At 62.9% G+C, this 18,843-nt stretch carries 15 protein-coding genes; 7 read left to right on the top strand and 8 right to left on the bottom strand.

Annotated features, from left to right (window positions below; all coding sequences use genetic code 11):
• The gene (locus MA04_RS03140) at positions 1–1,947 is read right to left on the bottom strand and encodes an AMP-binding protein (protein ID WP_262459406.1); all 1,947 of its coding nucleotides are present in this window, start codon (positions 1,945–1,947) and stop codon (positions 1–3) included.
• 553 nt (positions 1,948–2,500) lie between these two features.
• Between MA04_RS03140 and MA04_RS03135 the strand changes: the two genes are divergently transcribed.
• Positions 2,501–3,214 carry a Crp/Fnr family transcriptional regulator gene (locus tag MA04_RS03135; RefSeq protein ID WP_262459405.1) on the top strand — a complete coding sequence of 238 codons (714 nt, stop codon included), beginning with the start codon at positions 2,501–2,503 and terminating at the stop codon, positions 3,212–3,214.
• A gap of 108 nt (positions 3,215–3,322) precedes the next feature.
• Here MA04_RS03135 and murI read toward each other — a convergent pair whose 3' ends face one another.
• From murI to MA04_RS03110, 5 genes are all read right to left on the bottom strand, one after another.
• On the bottom strand, positions 3,323–4,111 hold the full coding sequence (gene murI, locus MA04_RS03130) for a glutamate racemase (RefSeq protein WP_022995304.1): 789 nt from the start codon (positions 4,109–4,111) through the stop codon (positions 3,323–3,325).
• A complete protein-coding gene (locus MA04_RS03125; RefSeq protein ID WP_262459404.1) occupies positions 4,108–8,655 on the bottom strand; it encodes a tetratricopeptide repeat protein in 4,548 nt (1,515 codons plus the stop codon). Before MA04_RS03125 ends, murI begins: the two co-directional genes overlap by 4 nt.
• 94 nt (positions 8,656–8,749) lie before the next feature.
• Positions 8,750–9,628, bottom strand: a complete 879-nt coding sequence (locus MA04_RS03120; protein ID WP_262459403.1) for an alpha/beta hydrolase family protein — start codon at positions 9,626–9,628, stop codon at positions 8,750–8,752.
• Between the two features lie 32 nt (positions 9,629–9,660).
• Positions 9,661–9,843 carry a hypothetical protein gene (locus MA04_RS03115; RefSeq protein ID WP_014993512.1) on the bottom strand — a complete coding sequence of 61 codons (183 nt, stop codon included), beginning with the start codon at positions 9,841–9,843 and terminating at the stop codon, positions 9,661–9,663.
• 346 nt (positions 9,844–10,189) lie between these two features.
• Positions 10,190–10,588 carry a hypothetical protein gene (locus MA04_RS03110; protein ID WP_262459402.1) on the bottom strand — a complete coding sequence of 133 codons (399 nt, stop codon included), beginning with the start codon at positions 10,586–10,588 and terminating at the stop codon, positions 10,190–10,192.
• Between the two features lie 80 nt (positions 10,589–10,668).
• On the opposite strand from MA04_RS03110, the gene MA04_RS03105 reads away from it, so the two are divergent.
• The 3 genes from MA04_RS03105 (at position 10,669) to MA04_RS03095 (ending at position 15,091) form a co-directional block, all read left to right on the top strand.
• Positions 10,669–11,463, top strand: a complete 795-nt coding sequence (locus MA04_RS03105) for a helix-turn-helix domain-containing protein (protein ID WP_163127853.1) — start codon at positions 10,669–10,671, stop codon at positions 11,461–11,463.
• Positions 11,464–11,550: 87 nt separating this feature from the next.
• Entirely contained in the window at positions 11,551–14,424 is a 2,874-nt protein-coding gene (gene rapA / locus MA04_RS03100) for an RNA polymerase-associated protein RapA (RefSeq protein ID WP_262459401.1), read from the top strand.
• A 16-nt stretch (positions 14,425–14,440) separates the two neighbouring features.
• Positions 14,441–15,091 (top strand): alpha/beta hydrolase, encoded by a 651-nt coding sequence (locus MA04_RS03095; protein WP_163127849.1) that lies wholly within the window; start codon positions 14,441–14,443, stop codon positions 15,089–15,091.
• Between the two features lie 9 nt (positions 15,092–15,100).
• Here the strand turns inward: MA04_RS03095 and MA04_RS03090 are convergent, their stop codons facing one another.
• On the bottom strand, positions 15,101–15,829 hold the full coding sequence (locus MA04_RS03090) for a dienelactone hydrolase family protein (protein ID WP_262459400.1): 729 nt from the start codon (positions 15,827–15,829) through the stop codon (positions 15,101–15,103).
• A 149-nt stretch (positions 15,830–15,978) separates the two neighbouring features.
• On the opposite strand from MA04_RS03090, the gene MA04_RS03085 reads away from it, so the two are divergent.
• Together MA04_RS03085 and MA04_RS03080 are read left to right on the top strand one after the other, a co-directional pair.
• Positions 15,979–16,461, top strand: coding sequence for a hypothetical protein (locus MA04_RS03085; RefSeq protein ID WP_240342845.1), 483 nt, complete (start codon positions 15,979–15,981; stop codon positions 16,459–16,461).
• 89 nt (positions 16,462–16,550) lie between these two features.
• Positions 16,551–16,730: a hypothetical protein gene (locus MA04_RS03080; RefSeq protein ID WP_163127845.1), complete on the top strand. Its 180-nt coding sequence runs from the start codon at positions 16,551–16,553 to the stop codon at positions 16,728–16,730.
• Positions 16,731–16,880: 150 nt separating this feature from the next.
• Here MA04_RS03080 and MA04_RS03075 read toward each other — a convergent pair whose 3' ends face one another.
• Entirely contained in the window at positions 16,881–17,210 is a 330-nt protein-coding gene (locus tag MA04_RS03075) for a DUF1820 family protein (RefSeq protein WP_014993503.1), read from the bottom strand.
• A 423-nt stretch (positions 17,211–17,633) separates the two neighbouring features.
• On the opposite strand from MA04_RS03075, the gene coxB reads away from it, so the two are divergent.
• The gene (coxB, locus tag MA04_RS03070) at positions 17,634–18,842 is read left to right on the top strand and encodes a cytochrome c oxidase subunit II (RefSeq protein WP_014993502.1); all 1,209 of its coding nucleotides are present in this window, start codon (positions 17,634–17,636) and stop codon (positions 18,840–18,842) included.
• Position 18,843 lies beyond the last annotated feature (1 nt).

Raw genomic sequence — 18,843 nt, 5'->3', positions numbered from 1 at the left:
TCACCCCGCCTTGCTGAGCTGCTGATAGGTACTGGCGTCACTGATCGACAGCGTGGAACGCAGTTGACCGGTGCTGCCATCCTCGTAAGTCACCCGGACATCAACGTCCACCCTCTCATCACCGCCGTAAAGCGCCGAAATCAGCGGCTCATAACGCTCGGCGATGATGCGCCGGCGCACCTTGCGGGTACGGGTGATTTCGCCGTCATCCGGGTCCAGCTCCTTGTGCAGGATGAGAAAACGGTGAATCTGGATCGATGCCATTTCCGGATCCTCGGACAGATCCCGGTTGACCGCTTCCACCTCTTCTCTGATCAGCTGGTACACCTCTTCGCGCCCGGCCAGGTCCATATAGCCGGTGAACGAGATGTTGCGCCGTTCCGCCCAGTTGCTCAGCGCTTCGAAGTCGATGTTGATGAACGCGGTGACATAATCCCGTTGATGACCAAACGCCACCGCTTCCTTGATGTGCGGGTGGAACTTCAGTTTGTTCTCGACGAACTTGGGACTGAACAGGGTGCCGCCATTGAGGCGCCCCACATCCTTGGCCCGGTCGATAATGCGCAGATGGCCATCCTCGGTGAACATACCGGCATCGCCGCTGTGCACCCAGCCATCCTCGGTCTTGGTGTCACGGGTGGCTTCTTCGTTCTTGTAATAGCCCATGAATACGCCGGGGCTGCGGAACAACACTTCACCGTTCTCGTCCAGCCGTATTTCCACGCCTTCCGCCGGCGGCCCGACGGTGTCCGGGCGCACGTCATTGTCCTTCTGCAGGCACAGGTATACGGAACACTCGGTCTGTCCGTACAGCTGTTTGAGATTGATGCCCAGGGCACGGAAGAAGTCGAAAATGTCCGGCCCCAGCGCTTCACCAGCGGTATAGGCCAGACGAATACGGCTGAAGCCGAGCACATTACGCAGCGGTCCGTAGACCAACACATTGCCCAAGGCGTAATGCAATCGCTCGAGCAACGATACCGGTTTGCCTTCCAGCAGACGCACGCCAACCTTGCGAGACACCTTCATGAAATGTTGGAACATGATCTGCTTGAGGCGGCTGGCGTTCTCCATTCTCACCATCACATTGGTGATCAGGTTTTCCCAGATCCGCGGCGGCGCGAAGAAATAAGTGGGGCCTATTTCGCGCAGATCGGTCATCACCGTTTCCGGAGATTCCGGGCAGTTGAAGCAGAAGCCGGAGATCAGGCTCTCGCCGTAGGTGATGAAGTGATCGCCCACCCACGCCATCGGCAGATAGGCCAGGGTTTCGTCTTTCTCCGTGATGTTGTCGAACTTCACCGCCAGCTTGCCGGTCTCGATCAGATTGTCATAGCTGAGCATGACGCCCTTGGGCCGGCCGGTGGTACCGGAAGTGTAGACGATGATGGACAGGTCCGGGCCTTGTCCGAGGGCCACTTCGCGAGCAAAGAAATCGGCGTTCTCACGGGCGTGGGCGCGGCCTTTTTCCTGCACCCCGGTCAGTTCGTGCAGAAACGGTTCCGGGTAGTTGCGCAGGCCCCGAGGGTCGTCATAGACCATCGTCTCCAGGCTCGGCACCTGACTTTTGATGTCCAGTACCTTGTCCACTTGCTCCTGGTTTTCCACCACCGCGAAGCGGACTTCCGCATGGTGCAGTACATACTGCATTTCGTCGCCGACCGAATCCTGATACAGCGGCACCGGGACGGCGCCCATGGCCTGTACCGCGGCCACCGACCAATACAGTTGCGGCCGATTGTCGCCGATCACCGCCACCCGGTCGCCACGCTGCAGCCCGAGTGCCTTCAGCCCACCGGCCAGGGCTTCCACCTCCTTGTACACTTGGCGCCAGGTCCAGGTTTGCCAGATACCCAGATCCTTTTCCCGCATGGCGTCCACATTCGGCCGATGCTCGGCGTTATGCATCAACAGTTTGGGGAATGTGTCCAGTTCATTGACCGACATGGCGGACACCTCCCTTTTTTCTCATACCAATCCGAAGGTTGGTCAAGGTGAAACAGGGGTTTACCACCGTGATTCCGGTGCGGCTCGGACAGGCTCGGGAAGCGGTGACGGAGCAGGGCCGGACAAGGGAATGACAGGAAATCGCGGCGCGCATGGCAGCCATGGTACTTTCACTGGTACTACCGGCAGTGGTACTGCCAGCGGTGGCAATACCGGTGCCAACAGTGCCGCCCGCCAAACGAGGGATACACGTCAAGGCTCTCACCTCCAGCTTTTGCGTGGCCGCTCGGACCACGACGTTATTGTTATTCACATTGGGAACACTGTAAGTACTTGTTCACAGGTTCCTTTTATACTTACTCTTTTCTGTTTCAGGCTACCCGCCTGACGGCCTTTTGCAAGCGGTCCGCACAACAGCGTCCGCGGGATCATCCAGGGCCGGCGCATCAGCGCATGACCATCTATATCATCGACTGGCTGCACCAAGCTGTCGTTTCCGCGACAATCTGGGAAAGAAGCTCTTTTTCAGACCGGAGTACGGGATTACAACACCATGTCCGTCAAAGATCATAGCGATGACATCATCACCTCCCACGGCGACGTGGAGAGCATGCTGCGCGACTCGATCTGGGCCCAGAACCTGGATTCCGTGGCACTGGATCACGTGCGCAGCCAGATCACCGAGCGGGAGGTGGGCCCGGGGGAGTACGTCTGTCATCAGGGCTACCCGGCGGACCATTGGATCGGCGTGATTCAGGGGCTGGTGAAACTCAGTGTGCTGTCCCCGGAGGGCAAGGCGATCACCCTTACCGGGGTCAATGCCGGCGGCTGGTTCGGCGAAGGCTCATTACTCAAGGACGAACCCCGCCGTTATGACGGTATAGCGGTGGGCCAGACCCGGGTGGCTCTGATGCCCCGCGTCACTTTCACCTGGTTACTGGACAACAGCATCGCCTTCAACCGCTTCCTGTTGCGGCAACTGAACGAACGCCTGGGCCTGTTCATCTCCATGGTCAGTTTCGATCGCATGCTGCGCCCCGAGGCCCGGGTGGCCCGCTGCCTGGCCACGCTGTTCAATTCCTACCTCTACCCCAACGGCTCTCTGAGCCTGAAAGTCTCCCAGGAGGACGTGGCGCAGCTGTGCGGCATGTCCCGCCAGCGCGCCAACCAGGCCCTGCGCGAACTGGAAGCCAACGGCCTGCTGAAAGTGGAATACGGCCGCATCAATATCCAGGACCTGGAGGCGCTGCGGGACTATGGGGAATAGGGAAAGCAGGTAATAGTTAATAGTTAATAGTGAACAGTTAACAGCGAAAACCCTGGAACGGCCCCGTAAGGGGTAATGTTTTGACCTTCGCTATTAACTGTTCACTACTCACTTTTCACTGATTTTTCCCGGTGGCTGGAAGCCGAATCCGGAGAAGGCGCGGGCCAGGCCGGGGTTGTCCGGCGCCGTGGCCCAGCTGAGGAAGGCGCCGGAGGACACCGTCGGCAGGGGCACCTCCCCCACCACCTGTACCACCCGCCGGGCAATGGCGTCGCCGGAGTCGATCCAGTGCACGGGGCCTGGCGCCACGGCGGCCAGGGATTCCCGCAGCAGCGGGAAATGCGTGCAGCCGAGCACCACCGTATCCAGCCTGGCAATCGCCGCCAGAGGCGCCAGACACTCGGCGAGCACCCGTGCGTCCAGCGGCTCCCCGGCCAGCCAGCGTTCCGCCTGGGCCACCAGCGGGTCGGCGGCGACGCGCGCCACGGTACAGTGGCCAGCGAATTCCTCGATCAGACGGTCGGTGTAGGGACGCGTCACGGTGGCGGTGGTAGCCAGCAAGGCAATGACTCCGGTGCGGCTCAGTTGCGCCGCCGGTTTGATCGCCGGCACCGTCCCCACCACCGGAATCGCCAGCCGTTCACGTAACGCCTCCAGCGCCAGAGTACTGGCGGTATTGCAGGCCACCACCAGCACCCGGGCGTCACTGGCCGCCACCGCCGCCACGCACACGTCGACGATCCGGCGCAGCAGCCAGGAGTCCGGCTTGGTACCGTAGGGCAAGGCGGCGTTGTCACAGACATAAGCCAGCGGCAGGCCCGGCACCTGTTGGCGCAGGGCGGTCACCACCGACAGACCGCCGACACCGGAATCGAACACCAACACCGGGCGGCTCACAGCACCACCCGCAGCCACAGCCACCACAGCCAGTGCTTTTGCCCGGCCAGGAAGCGCCTGGCGGCGGTGGCCGCCCGTTCCTGGCCGCGCAAGCGCCACCAGTGGCGACGCACCAGACGCAGACGTACCGCCGGATCGATCTCGTCACTGTCCAGCAGCCACTCCAGCGCGAAACCGAACAGCCCGCCGCGCCGCGGATCGCGGCGTAGCCGCTCCAGGTTAGCAAGCAGTTCATCGCCGGATACGCCGGCCAGCGCCTGGGCCCGGGCCCAGACGACCACCACGGCGTCGGGCATGTCGGGGTCGGCCAGCCAGTCCGGAACCGCCCGCCACAGCGCCTGGAGGGCATCGGCGCCGGCGGCCGCCACCCATGCCAGCGGCTCCAGCAGTAACCAGTTGTTATCGCGCCAGTCCCGGACCACGCTTTGATACAGCGGCCAGGCCGCGTCCAGCTCACCGGACTCCAGCGCCAGCCGCAACTGACGGGCGCGCACGAACACATTGCCCTCGTCGACCAGGATGCGGGTCATCAGTTCCCGCGCCCGTTCGGGATGCCCGCTGTCCATATAGTGGTCCAGCAGCGTCAGTTGGATATAGGTGTCGGAATAGTCCCGCGCCAGGGCCCGCTCCAGGTAATCGGACACTTCCTCCTCGATGGCCAACCGGGCGTCGCCCTCGGTCACCTCCAGCATCAGTTCGGCGGCTTCCACCAGGGCACCGGCATGCCCCGGCTGCAGTGCCACCAGCTGGCGGCTGGCGTGCAGACAGGGTTCCACTTCACCGGCGTCCTTGTACCAGGTGGCCAGCAGACGCCAGCCACGGGAGAATGCCGGATCATCCCGCAGTACCTGATCCCGCATCATGCTGATGGCGGTGTCGCGATCGCCCTGCTGATGACGCAGCCAGGCGGTGAAGCCCTGCACCTCGGTGGGCGGTGGCCCGCGCCAGTAGTCCCGTGACAGTAGCGGCTCGATCTCCTTTTCCCGGCCGATCCGGTGCAACACCTCGCATTGGTCGATCACCAGAGAGGGGTCGTGGGGGCGCAGAGCCCGTGCCCGCTCGATGAACGCCAGTTCCTGATCCTGCTCGTCGGTGAGCATATAGCAGTGGCGCCACAGATCAGCGTTGCTCTCCTGCTCGTTGGCGAGACGTTCCGCCAGCGCCAGTGCCTCACCACGGCGATCGGTTTCCCGCGCCCATTCACCCAGCTTGTCCCAGCCCCAGTGGTAATCCGGGGTCTCGGCCAGGGCACGGACCATGGTGTCGAAGGCCTCCTCGCGCTGCCCGCGCCGCCACAGCAGATCGGACTTGTAACCCAGCAGCATCCCTTCCCGGGGCAGGCGCCGCAAAGCGCGGTCGATGTGCCCTTCGGAGGCGTCGAAGTCGCCCCGCACTTCCAACACATCGGACAAGGAAATCACCGCCTGTACCCAGTCCGGCGATTGCCGCAGGCACTCGGTGAGATCCGCCTCCGCGCCCTCGGTATCGTCCGCCAGCAGACGCAGACGGCCGCTTTCCAGCCACAGGCGCGGAATCAGAGGAAAACGCCGGCAACCCTCCTGAATACACTCAAGCGCGCGGTCCAGACGGCGCACGTCGCGGTGGAAATGGGCTGCCGCCAACCAGCTCTGCCACAGGTCCGGGCGTTCGGCGATGACCTGGTCCACGAACGCCGCCACCTCATCATCCGGGAGGAACCGGCGGGCCAGCTCCACGAAGGCCTGCACACCATCTCCAAACGTCACCTGCTCCAGCAACTGCCGGTGAATGAAGCCCAGCGCCTCGCGCTTGGCGGCCACGTCCGGGTAACACTCCAGCAAGCCGTGAAAGGCGTCCGGCCGGTCCACGCTGGCCTGGATCGCGGCACGGAACGCCTGTGCCGCGGCGTCGTTGTCCTGGGCCAGCAGATGGGCTCGCGCGCTGATCACCAGTGCCTGGTGGTCGTCCGGGGCTTCCGCCAGCACCCTGCTGGCGAAACGCAGGGCCTGAGCGTAATCGCCGCGCTCCAGGGCACAATCGGCCATGGCCTGGGCCACCCGGCTGTCGTCCCCGGCCTGCGCCGCCAACGCCTCCAGTTGCGGCCAGCGTTGACTGGGCGGCAGTGCCTCGAGGAAGTCGAGCTTGACGCCGCGAATGCCGTAATCATGGGGATTCAGGCTACCCTGGCGATCGATGAACGCCAGTGCCGCCTCCAGGCTGTCGTCGCGCCGCAGTTGCCCGGCAACGAAGCGCAGCGCGCCGGTGTGGAACGGCCGCAGCGCCAGCAGCGCCCGGAAGTGAACGCTCGCCTGCTCCAGATCCCCGGCCTGGCGGGCGATATCCCCCTCGAACTCCAGCACCATCGCTTCCGGCAGATCGGCGCGGCGTTGGGCCAGTAACGCCCGGGCGCGTTCCAGATCGGAGCGGCTCTGATAGAAAATCAGCGCTTCATTGACCAGCCAGACATTGCGCGGATGCTCGTTCAGCGCCTGCTCGAACACCTCCGCGGCTTCGCGGCTCAAATCCAGTTGCTCCAGCATCAACGCCAGCGTCACCCGGGCGTCGGCGGACAACGGCCCGAGCCGGTCGGCGCGGCGGCGCAGCCAGTCCAGGGCCTGGTCGGTCTGGCGCAAGAAGCGGGCCGCCTTGAAATAGCTCTGGGCGTAGCGCTCCACCTTGTCTTCCAGGCAGGCGCACAGCCGATACAGTTCAAACGCCTGCTCGCGTTTGCCCTCGTCCCAGTTGAGCCCGGCCAGGGAATACAAGGCGGTGGCGCGAGTCGGCTCCAGGCGCAACAAGCGCTCCAGCCATTGATGGGTCTCCTCCGCCACCCGATAGTCGTGGCGCAGGGCATGGACCAGCGTCTGAATCAGCAGCGGATGACTGTGGCCGGCCTCCAGTTGCTCACGCAGATAGGCACGCTGCTCCTGGAACCGGCCCAGTTCGCCGAGCATATCCGCCCGCGAGGCGATCAGATTGAGGTCTTCCGGATAGCGTTCCAGCAGCGCGTCCAGGGTCTTCAACGAGGCCGGCGCGTCGTGGTCATAGGCGGCCAGGCTGCGCTCTCCCCACAACACCAGGCGATGTTGGGCGCCTTGCCGGCGCAACTGTTCCAGCGCCGTCACCGCCGCCGACCGATCGTGCCGCTCCAGCGCCAGTTGCAAATCATGGTAATGGTCGTACAGGCGTGCCGCCGGCAGTTCGATGCCATCCAGCCGCCCGGCCTGATCCGACGGCACCACCACCATGCAGCGCGGGCCGGTGGCGGCGTAGCGTTTGGCGGCGCCGTCCATCAGCATTTCGCTGATCAGCGGTGAAAACGGATCACGGATTTTGTACACGCCCTTGCGCAAGTCGTAACCGACAATGGCTTGCATATGGGCGCTGCCGGGCTCCACCGTGGACAGCGCCACCGGCACGCCCCGATCCAGCAGGGCGCGAATGATGTCGTGATCCATTTCAAATTCACGCACGTGCCAGCCCAGTTCGCTGATCCAGCGCCGCTCGGTGGAGGCGGGCGTGCCGTCGTAGCAAATCTGCTCCGCCACCTCCAGGTGGTCGAACTGGTGGCCCCAGTAGCGGGCCAGGGCCACGAACGTGGCGGGCGCGCAGGTCATGTGATGCTGGCGCACGAACGCCACCGGCAACAACGCCTCCGCCGGCTGGTCACGGCGTTCACGCAGGCTCTCGCGGACACTGATCACGAACGGATCCTTCAGTTCGTCGGCGGCCTGCAGCGCCTGATCCAGCTCACCGCGCTCATAGTGCAGCTCGAACTCCCGGTAGACCAGTTCCCGGTCCACGGTGCCCGGCAGTTCCGGCACCAGAGAGCGGGCTCTCTGTAGGGCTTCGGCAGCGGCGTCGCGCTCGCCATTTTCCAGCAGCAGATCATAGAGACGCAGACACAGTTCCACCGATTCCATCCGGGGTGCATGCTTGGCCAGCAACGCCACGGCGTCATCGCGGTGGTCCAGCAGCAACAGTAATTCGGCCCCGGCGGCCACCACCGGACGCGGCGGCGTGGGTGACGCCAGCCACGGCGCCAATACCGCCATGGCCTCCGGATAGCGGTCTTCCCGCTGCAGAATGACGGCGTGCTCGAGCGCCAGCCAGGAAGAATTCGGATGCAGGGCCAGGGCCCGTTCGAGGAATTCGTGACTGCGTTCCCAATCGCGGTAGATGCTGTAAAGCGTGGCGAAATGACCCAGCCACAGCCCTTGCAGATGGGGGTCGTCCTCGCACAGGATCTCGCCGTGCTGCTGGATGAAACGCAGCGCCGCCCAGGGCCCGCGTCGGCCAAGCAACTGAAAACCGCGATAATAGCGCTGGCGTGGCCGCTCCGGTGCGCCGCGCCAGGCGCGCTGCATCAGTGCCAGGGCGGTACGGGAGCGGCCCAGATGGTTCAGCGTGCGGCCGCCCAGCAATTGCAATTCCGGGTCTCGCCATTGAGCCGGTTCACCATGTTCGCGACGCAAAATATCGAAGGTCTGCCGGTACAGCCCCTGTTGGTACTTTTGGCGCGCTTGCCACAACGCATCCGTGGTTTCGGTGACTCCCTGCTGCACGCTCCCCTCCCCTTGCCTTTAAAAAAGAGGGACATGTTAGCCGTGCGAGACGAGAACCGCACCGTATGCGGCGGTTCGTTGTGGGAACGTGGTCTCAGATTTGGCGCGCGACCACCCCGGCGGGCCCTGCCTGGTCGGCTTCCAGCCACCGCGCCAGACGCGCCACCACCGCCACCGGCCGTCGCGCCCAGCGAAAATGGTCCGCTTTATCGTTCAGTTCCCCGGCGCTCAGCACCTGCTCTTCCGGGCGATGACGCTGAAAGCGCCTTAACACCGAATCCACCGCGATGGCGGAGGCGAAAGGGTCATTCTCCATGCGCAACATCAAGGCCGGGCCGGTGTAGTCCGCCAGCGCCTGATCCACCCGGCGGTCATCGGCACCGACCCGATAACGATTGGTCAGCGCCAGGTGACGCCAGTCGCTCATCACACCACGCGCTTCGCGTCCCCCGAAACCGAGGCGGTCACCGGGGTAATAGCCAAACAACAAGTGGCACAACGGAATCAGGCGAGTGAGCCGTTGCACCCGGCGACGGTCCGCTTCCTGATAAGCGGTGATCCAGGGGCTGCCGCAGGCGCACATGACGATGCCCTCGAAACGCCCCGGGTAGAGGCCGGCGCACATGGCCGCATAGTGGCCGCCGAGACTGTGACCGAACAGGTAAACCGGCCGCTGTGGCGCCTCTTTTGCGATCCAGTCCAGCACCGCCGGCACGTCGTCCTCGACGATGTCGCGGAAGCCCCAATTATGCCGTCGCGAAGGACGCAACCTGCTGCTGCCCAGGCCCCGCTGCTCCATCAGCGCCACCGACCAGCCCTGCGCGGCCAGTTCCGCCACCAGTTTGTCGTAGAAGGGCGCGGCCACACCGAGGGCGCCCATTATCAGAAAGACCGGGCCGCCACCGGACACCCAGGTGACCGGCACCGCATAGCCTTTCCCGTTATCGATGTGTACCGACTGTGCTTCGTTCATCCCCTTTCTCCCCACGCCGGGAGGGGGCCTCCTCAGCGCGCTTCGGTTTTCGTCTTACCGCAACGCTGGCACCGGTAAAGGGTGACCAGACGCCCCTGTTTGGAATCAAAGGTGGTGTCCTTCGCCACCACCCATTTATGAAAGCCGTGGCGGCAAAGGCTTTTGTTGGCGGCTTTCTTTTTCGCCGGTTTCTTGAAGGGCAGAATGTCGGCCATGGCCGGGCCTCGTATAAGAAGAGCCCTTCAGCATAGCCGTCCCGCTCACCACACGACAGCCGCCAGCATCGCCGCCATCACCAGTTCCAGCAGTAGAAACACCGCCACCGGTAACCATTGCTGTCCCACAATTCGCTGGCACGCCTACACGCAACACGCTGGTACGCCGATTCGCGAGCAAGCTCGCTTCCCACAGCGGCTGTGTAGTTCCCATTGCGGGAGCAATGGGATGGCCCTGCGCTCACGAGCCGCGATAGGCGTGTTAGCGTGCTGGCGTGTTGCGTGCAAGCGGGCTGTCCCCTTCCACGAAACAATGGGCGGTGGCGTTCGGCCACCGCCGCTCCCATCATGCGTGCGCCGTCTGCCGCAGGCCACGCCACTGGCACCACACGCAGAAGGCGGTGATCAGCACCAGGTCCGCCAGCAGCAATTGACCGATATTGGAGAGCCAGGGCGCCGCCACCAGCATCACCACCGGCATCGCCACGACAAAAGCGGCGTCCGCCAGGGTCAACAATCGCGCCAGCAGACGCGGAATCGGCCGGCGGGTGGCGACCCAGACCAGATCCACCGCCAGCACCAGCAGCACGGCACCGGCGGCGGTAGCCAGCCACACCGGGATAGCGCCGGCATGGGCGCCGGCCAGACCGGCGAAGAAGGCGCCGGCGGCGATCAGGGGAACGCCGAACACGGCGCAGACAATGGCATTGAACAGCAGTGCGGATTTCAAGGATTGCCAGGGCATGATCATTCTCCTTCGTGGTTTCTGATAGAGTCAGAATCCCCGCCAGGGGTAATCAAAACAATTACCTCGGAGGTAATCACATGCAGGCAGGCACGATACTGGCGGACTGGCGCCGCACCCGACGCATCAGCCAGCTGGAGCTGGCCAATAACGCCGGCGTTTCCAGCCGTCATCTCAGTTTTGTCGAAAATGGCCGCTCCCGCCCAAGCGCGGACATGCTCAAACGGCTGGCCGGGGCGCTGGATCTGAGCCTCAGGGAAACCAATTACCTGCTCACCGCCGCCGGTCACCCGCCGGCGTTTGGCGAAACCCGCCTGGACGAGCCTGCCATGGCCCCGGTGCGGCAGGCGCTGAATCTGATGCTGGAGAACCACCTGCCCTATCCGGCGGTGGTGCTGGACGCGCACTGGAACCTGCTGCTGGCCAATCCGGCTCAGCACCGTATCGTGGCGGCCATGGTGGCGGAGCGCGGCCCGCTGCCGGAAACCACCAATATCATGGAACTGGCGTTTCATCCCGACGGCTTCCGCCCGTTCATCGAGAACTGGCCGGTGGTGGCGTCGTTTCTGCTGCGTCATTTGCGCCGCGATCTGCATGCGCGACCGGATCCGGCGCTGCACCGCTTGCACCGGCGTCTGGCGACGCTGGCCGATCTCAGCCGGATTCCGGTGGACATGCCGGTGAGTACGGACCCAATGTTGACACTGGTGCTCAACATCGGCGGGCAACGTCTGAACGCCTTCTCCACCCTGGCCAGTTTCGGCACCGCGGTGGACGTGGTGATGGAAGAGTTGCGCATAGAACAATATTTCCCCGCCGATGAGGCGACAGCGCAGTGGTTCAGGACACAGGCCGGCGAGAACGGCGGTGGTTGATTCGTTTTTCACCGACACGCATCGAAGCCGGCGCCACAAACCCGTATAATCGCCCGCCCCCGCAACCATCCAGGCGATCGCATATCCATGACCGAATTTGTTCCCGGGCAACGCTGGCTAAGTGAATCCGAAACCGAGCTGGGTCTCGGCGTGATCAAGGAGGTGGACTACCGCCTGGTCACGGTGAACTACCCGGCGGTGGAGGAAGAGCGGACCTACGCCAAAAACAACGCGCCGCTGTCCCGGGTCACCTTCGATGTGGGCGAGACCCTGACCACTGGCGACGGCCTGGAGCTGACAGTTCAGGCGGTCAATGACCTCAACGGTCTGTTGGTCTATCACGCCCATCCGGTGGATCAGCCGGATAATGTGCAGCCGGTACCTGAGTCCCATCTCGGCCATCAGTTGGCCCTCAATGGCGCCCAGGAGCGGCTGTTGGCCAACCAGTTGTCCTCCAATCGCTGGTTCGAACTGCGCATCAAGGCGCTGCAGGCCAAGGCCCAGAGCGAACGCTCTCCCCTGCAGGGCCTGCGTGGCGCCCGTATCGATCTGATCGGCCATCAGTTGTATATCGCCGAGCAGGTGGCGCGCCGCTACGCACCGCGGGTGTTGCTGGCCGATGAAGTGGGGTTGGGTAAAACCATCGAGGCGGGCCTGATTCTGCATCAGCAACTTTATACCGGGCGCGCGCAGCGGGTGCTGGTGGTGGTGCCCGATGCCCTGGTGCATCAGTGGTTCGTGGAAATGGCACGGCGCTTCAATCTGCGCTTCAGCATTTTCGACGAAAGCCGTTTGCAAGCACTCGGCGCCTCCAGTGCCGCCAGTATCAAGAACATGCTGGCGGATATCATCGCCGAGGAAACCGGTCAGGAATCGACCACCCAGGACAATCCTTTTCTGTCCGAACAACTGGTTCTGTGCAGCACCACTTTCCTGGAAGGCTGCGACATCGACCTGCTGGCCGAGGCGGAATGGGACCTGCTGGTGGTGGACGAGGCCCATCATCTGGCCTGGAGCCCGGAACAGCCCTCCACGGCCTATAACCGGGTGGAACAGGTGTCACGCCAGGCTCGTGGTCTGCTGTTGCTCACCGCCACACCGGAACAGCTGGGGCTGGAAAGCCACTTTGCCCGCCTGCGCCTGCTGGACCCGGACCGCTACCCGAGCCTGGACGCGTTCATCGAGGAACAACAGCAGTATCGACAGGTGGCGGAACTGGCCGGTGCTCTGCACGATGAATCCAACTGGTCGGCGTCGCTGCGCGAAAGCGCCGCCCACTGGCTGCCCGGCGAAGACATCGACGAAAGCCGCCGCGATGCCATTCTTGGCGAATTGCTGGACCGCTTCGGCCCTGGCCGGGTGATGTTCCGCAACACCCGGCACAATGTGGCCGGCTTCCCCGCACGGCGGGTTCAGGGTTATCCGCTGCCCTTGCCGGAGGCCTATCGTCTCGACGAGGACGAGGATCTGGAACTGGCGCTGTATCCGGAGACCGCTTATCGGGACGACCGCTGGTGCGCCGAGGACCCGCGCACCGACTGGCTGGAGCAGTTCCTCAAGCAGCATCGTGGCGAAAAAGTGCTGGTGATCTGTGCGCATCGCAATACCGCCATCGATCTGCACGCTCACTGCGGCTATAAGCTGGGACTGAATCTGGCGGTGTTCCATGAGGACATGGATCTGATCGAGCGGGACCGCGCCGCCGCCTTTTTCGCTGACGAAGTGGACGGCGCCCAGGCTCTGATCTGCTCCGAGATCGGCTCCGAAGGCCGTAACTTCCAGTTCGCCCATCATCTGGTGCTGCTCGATCTGCCGCGCAATCCGGACTTGCTGGAACAGCGTATCGGCCGCCTGGACCGCATCGGCCAGACCGACACCATTCAGATCCATGTGCCGCACTTCCAGGCCCACGCCCAGCAAGTCCTGTTCCGCTGGTACCACGAAGGTATGGGCGCGTTCGAGCACACCAATCCCGCCGGTCACGAGATAGGCCAGCGCTGCGGGGAAGCACTGGAACAGGCCTTGCGCACCCCGGACGACGACGCCAAGGTCTCCGCGCTGCTGGCACAGACCCGGGACGTCACCGATGAACTGCGTCAGCGCCTGGAGGAAGGCCGGGACCGCCTGCTGGAGATGGCATCCTGCGATCGTGAACAGGCCGACGGCTTGCGCGATCAACTGGCCCAGGAAGATGAGCAAACGCCCATGGCGTTCCTCGGCGAGGTGTTCGAACACTACGGCGTCGATCAGGAAGACCACTCCGAACACGCCTGGGTACTGAAGCCGGCGCCGCATTTGCGCGAACCGTTCCCCGGTCTGCCGGAAGAAGGCATCACCGTCACCGACCAGCGCGGCACCGCCATCGCCCGGGACGACATGCAGTTCCTGACCTGGGAGCACCCGATGGTCACCGGCGTGCTGGACCGCTTGCTCACCGAACCCCGTGGCAAGGCCTCGGTGGCGCTGCTCAAGAATCCGAAAATCCCCGCCGGCACTCTGCTGGTGGAAACCATCTATACGGTGTCGTGCAGCGCTCCCCGGCATCTGCAGCTGGACCGCTTCCTGCCGACGGTGACGATCCGCCATCTGCTTGATCCCAAGGGGCGCGATCTGTCCCAGGCCATCGACTTCCCGGGCCTGTGCCGGCAATGCCACAAGCTGGAAAAGCCGCTGGCCCGCAAAGTGGTCGGCAGCCAGAAGGCGTTACTGGAAAAACTGCTGCGCGCCAATGAATCACGAGCCAGGGAAGCGGCGGAAGAACATATCGACAGCGCCCGCGAAGCGATGAACCGTCATCAGCAAGCGGAGCTGGCCCGGCTCAAGGCACTGCGCGAGAAGAACCCGGCGGTGCGCGACGAAGAGATCGAGTTCCTGGAAGCGCAGACCCGGGCCCTGGCCGCTTATCTGGACCAGGCGCGGGTGCAATTGGAAGCGGTCCGTGTGATCGTTGCCGGAAACTGAGTTAAGGAGTGCCGAAATGAGCTATCTGCCCTGCGTGGAAATCGAACCGCCGCAACCCGCCGAAACCAGCGTCATCTGGCTTCATGGCCTGGGCGCCAGCGGTAATGATTTCGAACCGGTGGTGCCGGAGCTGGCACGCAAGAGCACCCGTTTCGTGTTTCCGCACGCGCCGCAGATTCCGGTGACCGTCAACGGCGGCATGGTCATGCCGGCCTGGTACGACATCATCAGTCTGGGCGGCGGCGGGCCGATCGACGAGGACGGTATCCGTCGCTCGGCGGCGCAAATCGACGCCCTGATCGCGCGTGAAATCGAGCGCGGCATTCCCGCCGAACGCATTGTTGTCGCCGGCTTTTCCCAGGGCGGCGCGGTGGCCTATGAGGTGGCTCTGCGCCATCCGGCACGGCTGGCCGGCCTGATGACCTTGTCCACCTACTTCGCCACCGCCGACAGCATCCAGTTCAGCGATGCCAATCAGGCTCTGCCGATCTTCATCGCCCACGGTACTTTCGACCCCATGGTGCCCGAGGAAGGGGGCCGCCGGGCGGCGGAAACGCTGAGTGCCAAAGGCTACTCCACGGAATACAAAACCTACCCCATGGAGCACGCGGTGTGTCTGGAGGAAATCCAGGACATCGCCGCGTTCCTGCATAGCGTGCTCGACTGACCCCGCGGATCAGTCGGCGAACACCTCGTCGAACAGATCGTCCATGGCGGCAAACGCCCGCCGCGCCACCTTGGCGTTGTATTCGCTGGTACCCGGGTTGCTGGCGTTGGGATCGGTGAAGGAGTGCACCGCTCCCCCGTAGTTGATAAAGGTCCAGTCGGCGCCGGCGTTGTCCATCTCCACCTTGAAGGCGGCGATCGCTTCGGCGCTGACCATGGGATCGTCGGCGCCGTTCATCACCAGCACCGGCCCCTGAATCGGGCCACTTTGCTCCGGCTCCGGCGTCTCCAGCAGGCCGTGGAACGAAGCCGCCGCCCGAATGCGGGCACCGTCGCGGGCCAACTCCAAAGCACAGGCACCGCCGAAACAAAAGCCGAACACCGCCAACCGATCATCGGCCACGCCCAGTTTGCCCGCCTCCTCGCGCAACACCGTCAGCGCCGCCCGCAACCGGGCGCGCAGAGCGGCATTGTCGTTGCGGATCGCGCCCATGGCCTCCGCCGCTTCTCCGGCGTTGCCGGGACGCACGTCCACACCGTAGGGATCCAGGACCAGAATGACATTACGCTCTCCGACCCGTTCCCGGGCCAGCTTCTCGGCGGCGTCGCTGACACCGTAAAAGTTCGGCGCCATCAGCAGGGCCCGGTCAGGCTTACCCACCGCCGGATACAGCAGCCCCCCCTCGAAGGGAGCTCCGTTCACCTCATAGGACACGGTCCGCACTTCAACTTCCGACATATTCCTCTCCCGTCATATCAAACGGCGCGATAACACCGTGGCAAAGATAAAATCTCGTAATCCCGGGTTCTGGCACACTTTCTCAAACGCCATCCGGCTCTATATTGGAGAAACAAACATTGCACAGAATCCATAAGGAGGACGCAACCATGGGCCGCAAACTGATTACAACACTGGCTGTGGGCGCCCTGCTGGCCACCGGCGCAGCGCAGGCGGATCCGCCCCCCTGGGCCGGAAACGGCAACAAGCACAACGGCAAACCCCATAAAGTGGAAAAACGGATCGAGTACCATAACGACCGTGATTGGCGCGACTACCGCTTCTCCCGGGATGAGCGGGATCGGCTTGGCCGCTTTTATCAGCGCTACCCCACCCGTTCGGATCTGCCACCGGGACTGCGCAAGAAGCTGGCCCGCACTGGCGAGCTGCCGCCGGGATGGCGCAAGAAACTGCAATCCGGCCATCGCCTGTCCGATGACCTCCGCCGGTTCGGCTACCGCCTGCCCAACAGCTACTACGGTGACGGCTATCGTGGCGGCTACGGCTATTCCGACTATGTCATCGACAATGAGGTGGTTCGTATCCTGGATGCCACCCAAACCATCATCGACATCTTCCAGTTGGCCCGCTAACGAAACGACAGAGGGAACCCCTGCTCTTCTCCGGCGTCACATTGAAAGTGCAATTTCGGAACCACCGACACGAAAAATCAGGAGTTCCCATGCCCAGACTGGCAATTCAAGGCTTGCTGGCGATCACCGCCACGCTCTGGCTGTCCCAACCCACCCTGGCCCGGGTGGAGAGCAGCGATATCGACTCACCGACGGTGGAAACCCTGGAACCGGGCGCCACCTCGGCCACCGAAACACCGTCCAGAGAAAGCGAAGAGGAAAAATTCTGAATTTGAACGCTTTACCGGGAACTTGCCGCCAACGGCACTGACTAATCTTGTGCAGTTTCTCCCTTGTAGATAATCAGGCAACCCTCGGGGCGCTTGGCGGTACGAACCGCCGGCGCCTTTTTTTTGTGTCCACCATCCGAGGCGGATCCGCTATTTCTTGCCGCCAGGCCCGAAAGGCATGGGGAAGGAGGTCACATTGGAGCCGGTGGCCTCGGTAATTTTACCTACCCCTTCCTTCTCCACCTCATCCACCCGGATGATGGCATGCATGGGAATGAACGAGCGCTGGACACCGGCGAATTCGCTCTTCAGCCGTTCCTCGGACGGATCCACCACCATTTGCGATCGTTCGCCAAATAAAAATTCCTCTACTTCGATGAAACCGTAGAGTTCGCTTTGATAGATCTGGGCGGCGTAGATCTCATAGATCTGCCCCTGATTGAGGAAAATAACCCTATAAATCTGACGGCTTTTGGACATTCCTGAATCCCTGCGCAGGGGTCGAAACGGGGGGCGCAGTCTAGCATAAATCGGCCCGGGCACACCCTCCCCAAGCCACGTGATATGCGGCATTCCGGCTGGACTTTACCCCCTTGAATGTCTAGAGTTACCCGCCGTATGCCGTGGGGCATTTTGCCGCACCCTGGAAATTCGAACCAAACCACTCATATTCAGGTAATTTGTTGATTTGGTTGGAATTTCCCCCTTCGCGAGACGTTTGGGCAGCCGCTTTTTTGGTCTGCCCCGTCCCGTTTTGGGCCTGGAATCCGGCAACGGCTCCACAGCATCCTCATGTAAAAGCCTGGGCCCGGTTCCAGGTGCCGGTGACGGCTAAGAAGGCGAAGAATGGGCTTGGACTCCTTACTGGGGGGTACCATGCCGGGGAAAACAGGGAGCAAACGCATGCAGTCAACTCTGTTCCACCGCATGGCGGTCGGCTTGACCTCGCTGATGATCAGCGGGTTGGCCACGGCCAGCGACTGGGCTGAACGTTCCGACCACAACCTGCGACCCGGGGTGACCGCCGTCGCCCAGGAAGTCCACGGCTTGCACAATACCGTGTTGTGGATCGTATCCATTATCGGCCTGCTGGTTTTCGGGCTGATCCTGATCTCGATGATTCGACATCGCCGATCCAAACACCCAACTCCAGCCACCTTCCATGAAAATATTTTCCTGGAAGTTCTGTGGACGATCATTCCTTTTATCATCTTGATCGCCATGGCTGTACCCGCCACCCGGGTGCTGATTGAACTGGACGATACCGCCGATTCCGAATTGACCGTCAAAGTGACCGGTTATCGCTGGAGATGGGGTTACGAATACCTCACCTACCAGGACGACAACGACGTCGGCGTTTCCTTTATCTCCTCCCTGGCCACGCCGCCTGAACAGTACGAGAACCCGGTGCTCTCCGGCGGCCTGTTCCCTTACGGCACCGCCAAGGACCGCGTCGGCACGCCGCCCCAAGACAAGGATCACAACTACATGCTCGAAGTGGATAACCCGCTGGTTATTCCCTCCGGCCAGAAGGTTCGTTTCCTGGTCACTTCCGATGACGTGATTCACTCGTTCTGGATCCCCGATTTTGGCGGCAAGAAGGACGCCATCCCGGGCTTCGTCAACGAAACCTGGGCACTGGTTCCCGAGGGCGAGGAAGGCACTTACTATGGTCAGTGCGCCGAGCTGTGCGGCAAGAATCATGCGTTCATGCCAATCATGGTCAACGTGGTGACTCAGGACGAATTCCAGGACTGGCTGGCGCAGAAGAAAGAGGAAGCCGCCGCCGCGCCTGACCTGACGCCGTTCGAAAGCCTGGATGCCGCCATGGAAGTGGGCGAAAAGGTGTACGCTTCCAATTGCGCGCTGTGCCACGGGCAAAACGGCGAAGGCGGCATTGGGCTGCCGTTCGCCGGCGATGATTTCGCTATCAAACCGGAGCACCGCGAAGAGCATATTCATGTCGTGCTTGAAGGCCGCAATGCCATGCCGGCTTTCAAAGGTCAATTGACGCCCAAGGACATCGCGGCGGTGATTACCTATGAGCGGAACGCCTGGGGCAATGACTCCGGCGATCTGATCCAACCCGAAGATGTCCACGAAGAAGAGTAAG

It is taken from the genome of Alloalcanivorax balearicus MACL04, assembly GCF_025532145.1.
GTDB lineage: Bacteria > Pseudomonadota > Gammaproteobacteria > Pseudomonadales > Alcanivoracaceae > Alloalcanivorax > Alloalcanivorax balearicus.
Note: the sequence above shows the minus strand (reverse complement) of the source record. Positions and strands in the feature narration are given on the sequence as shown.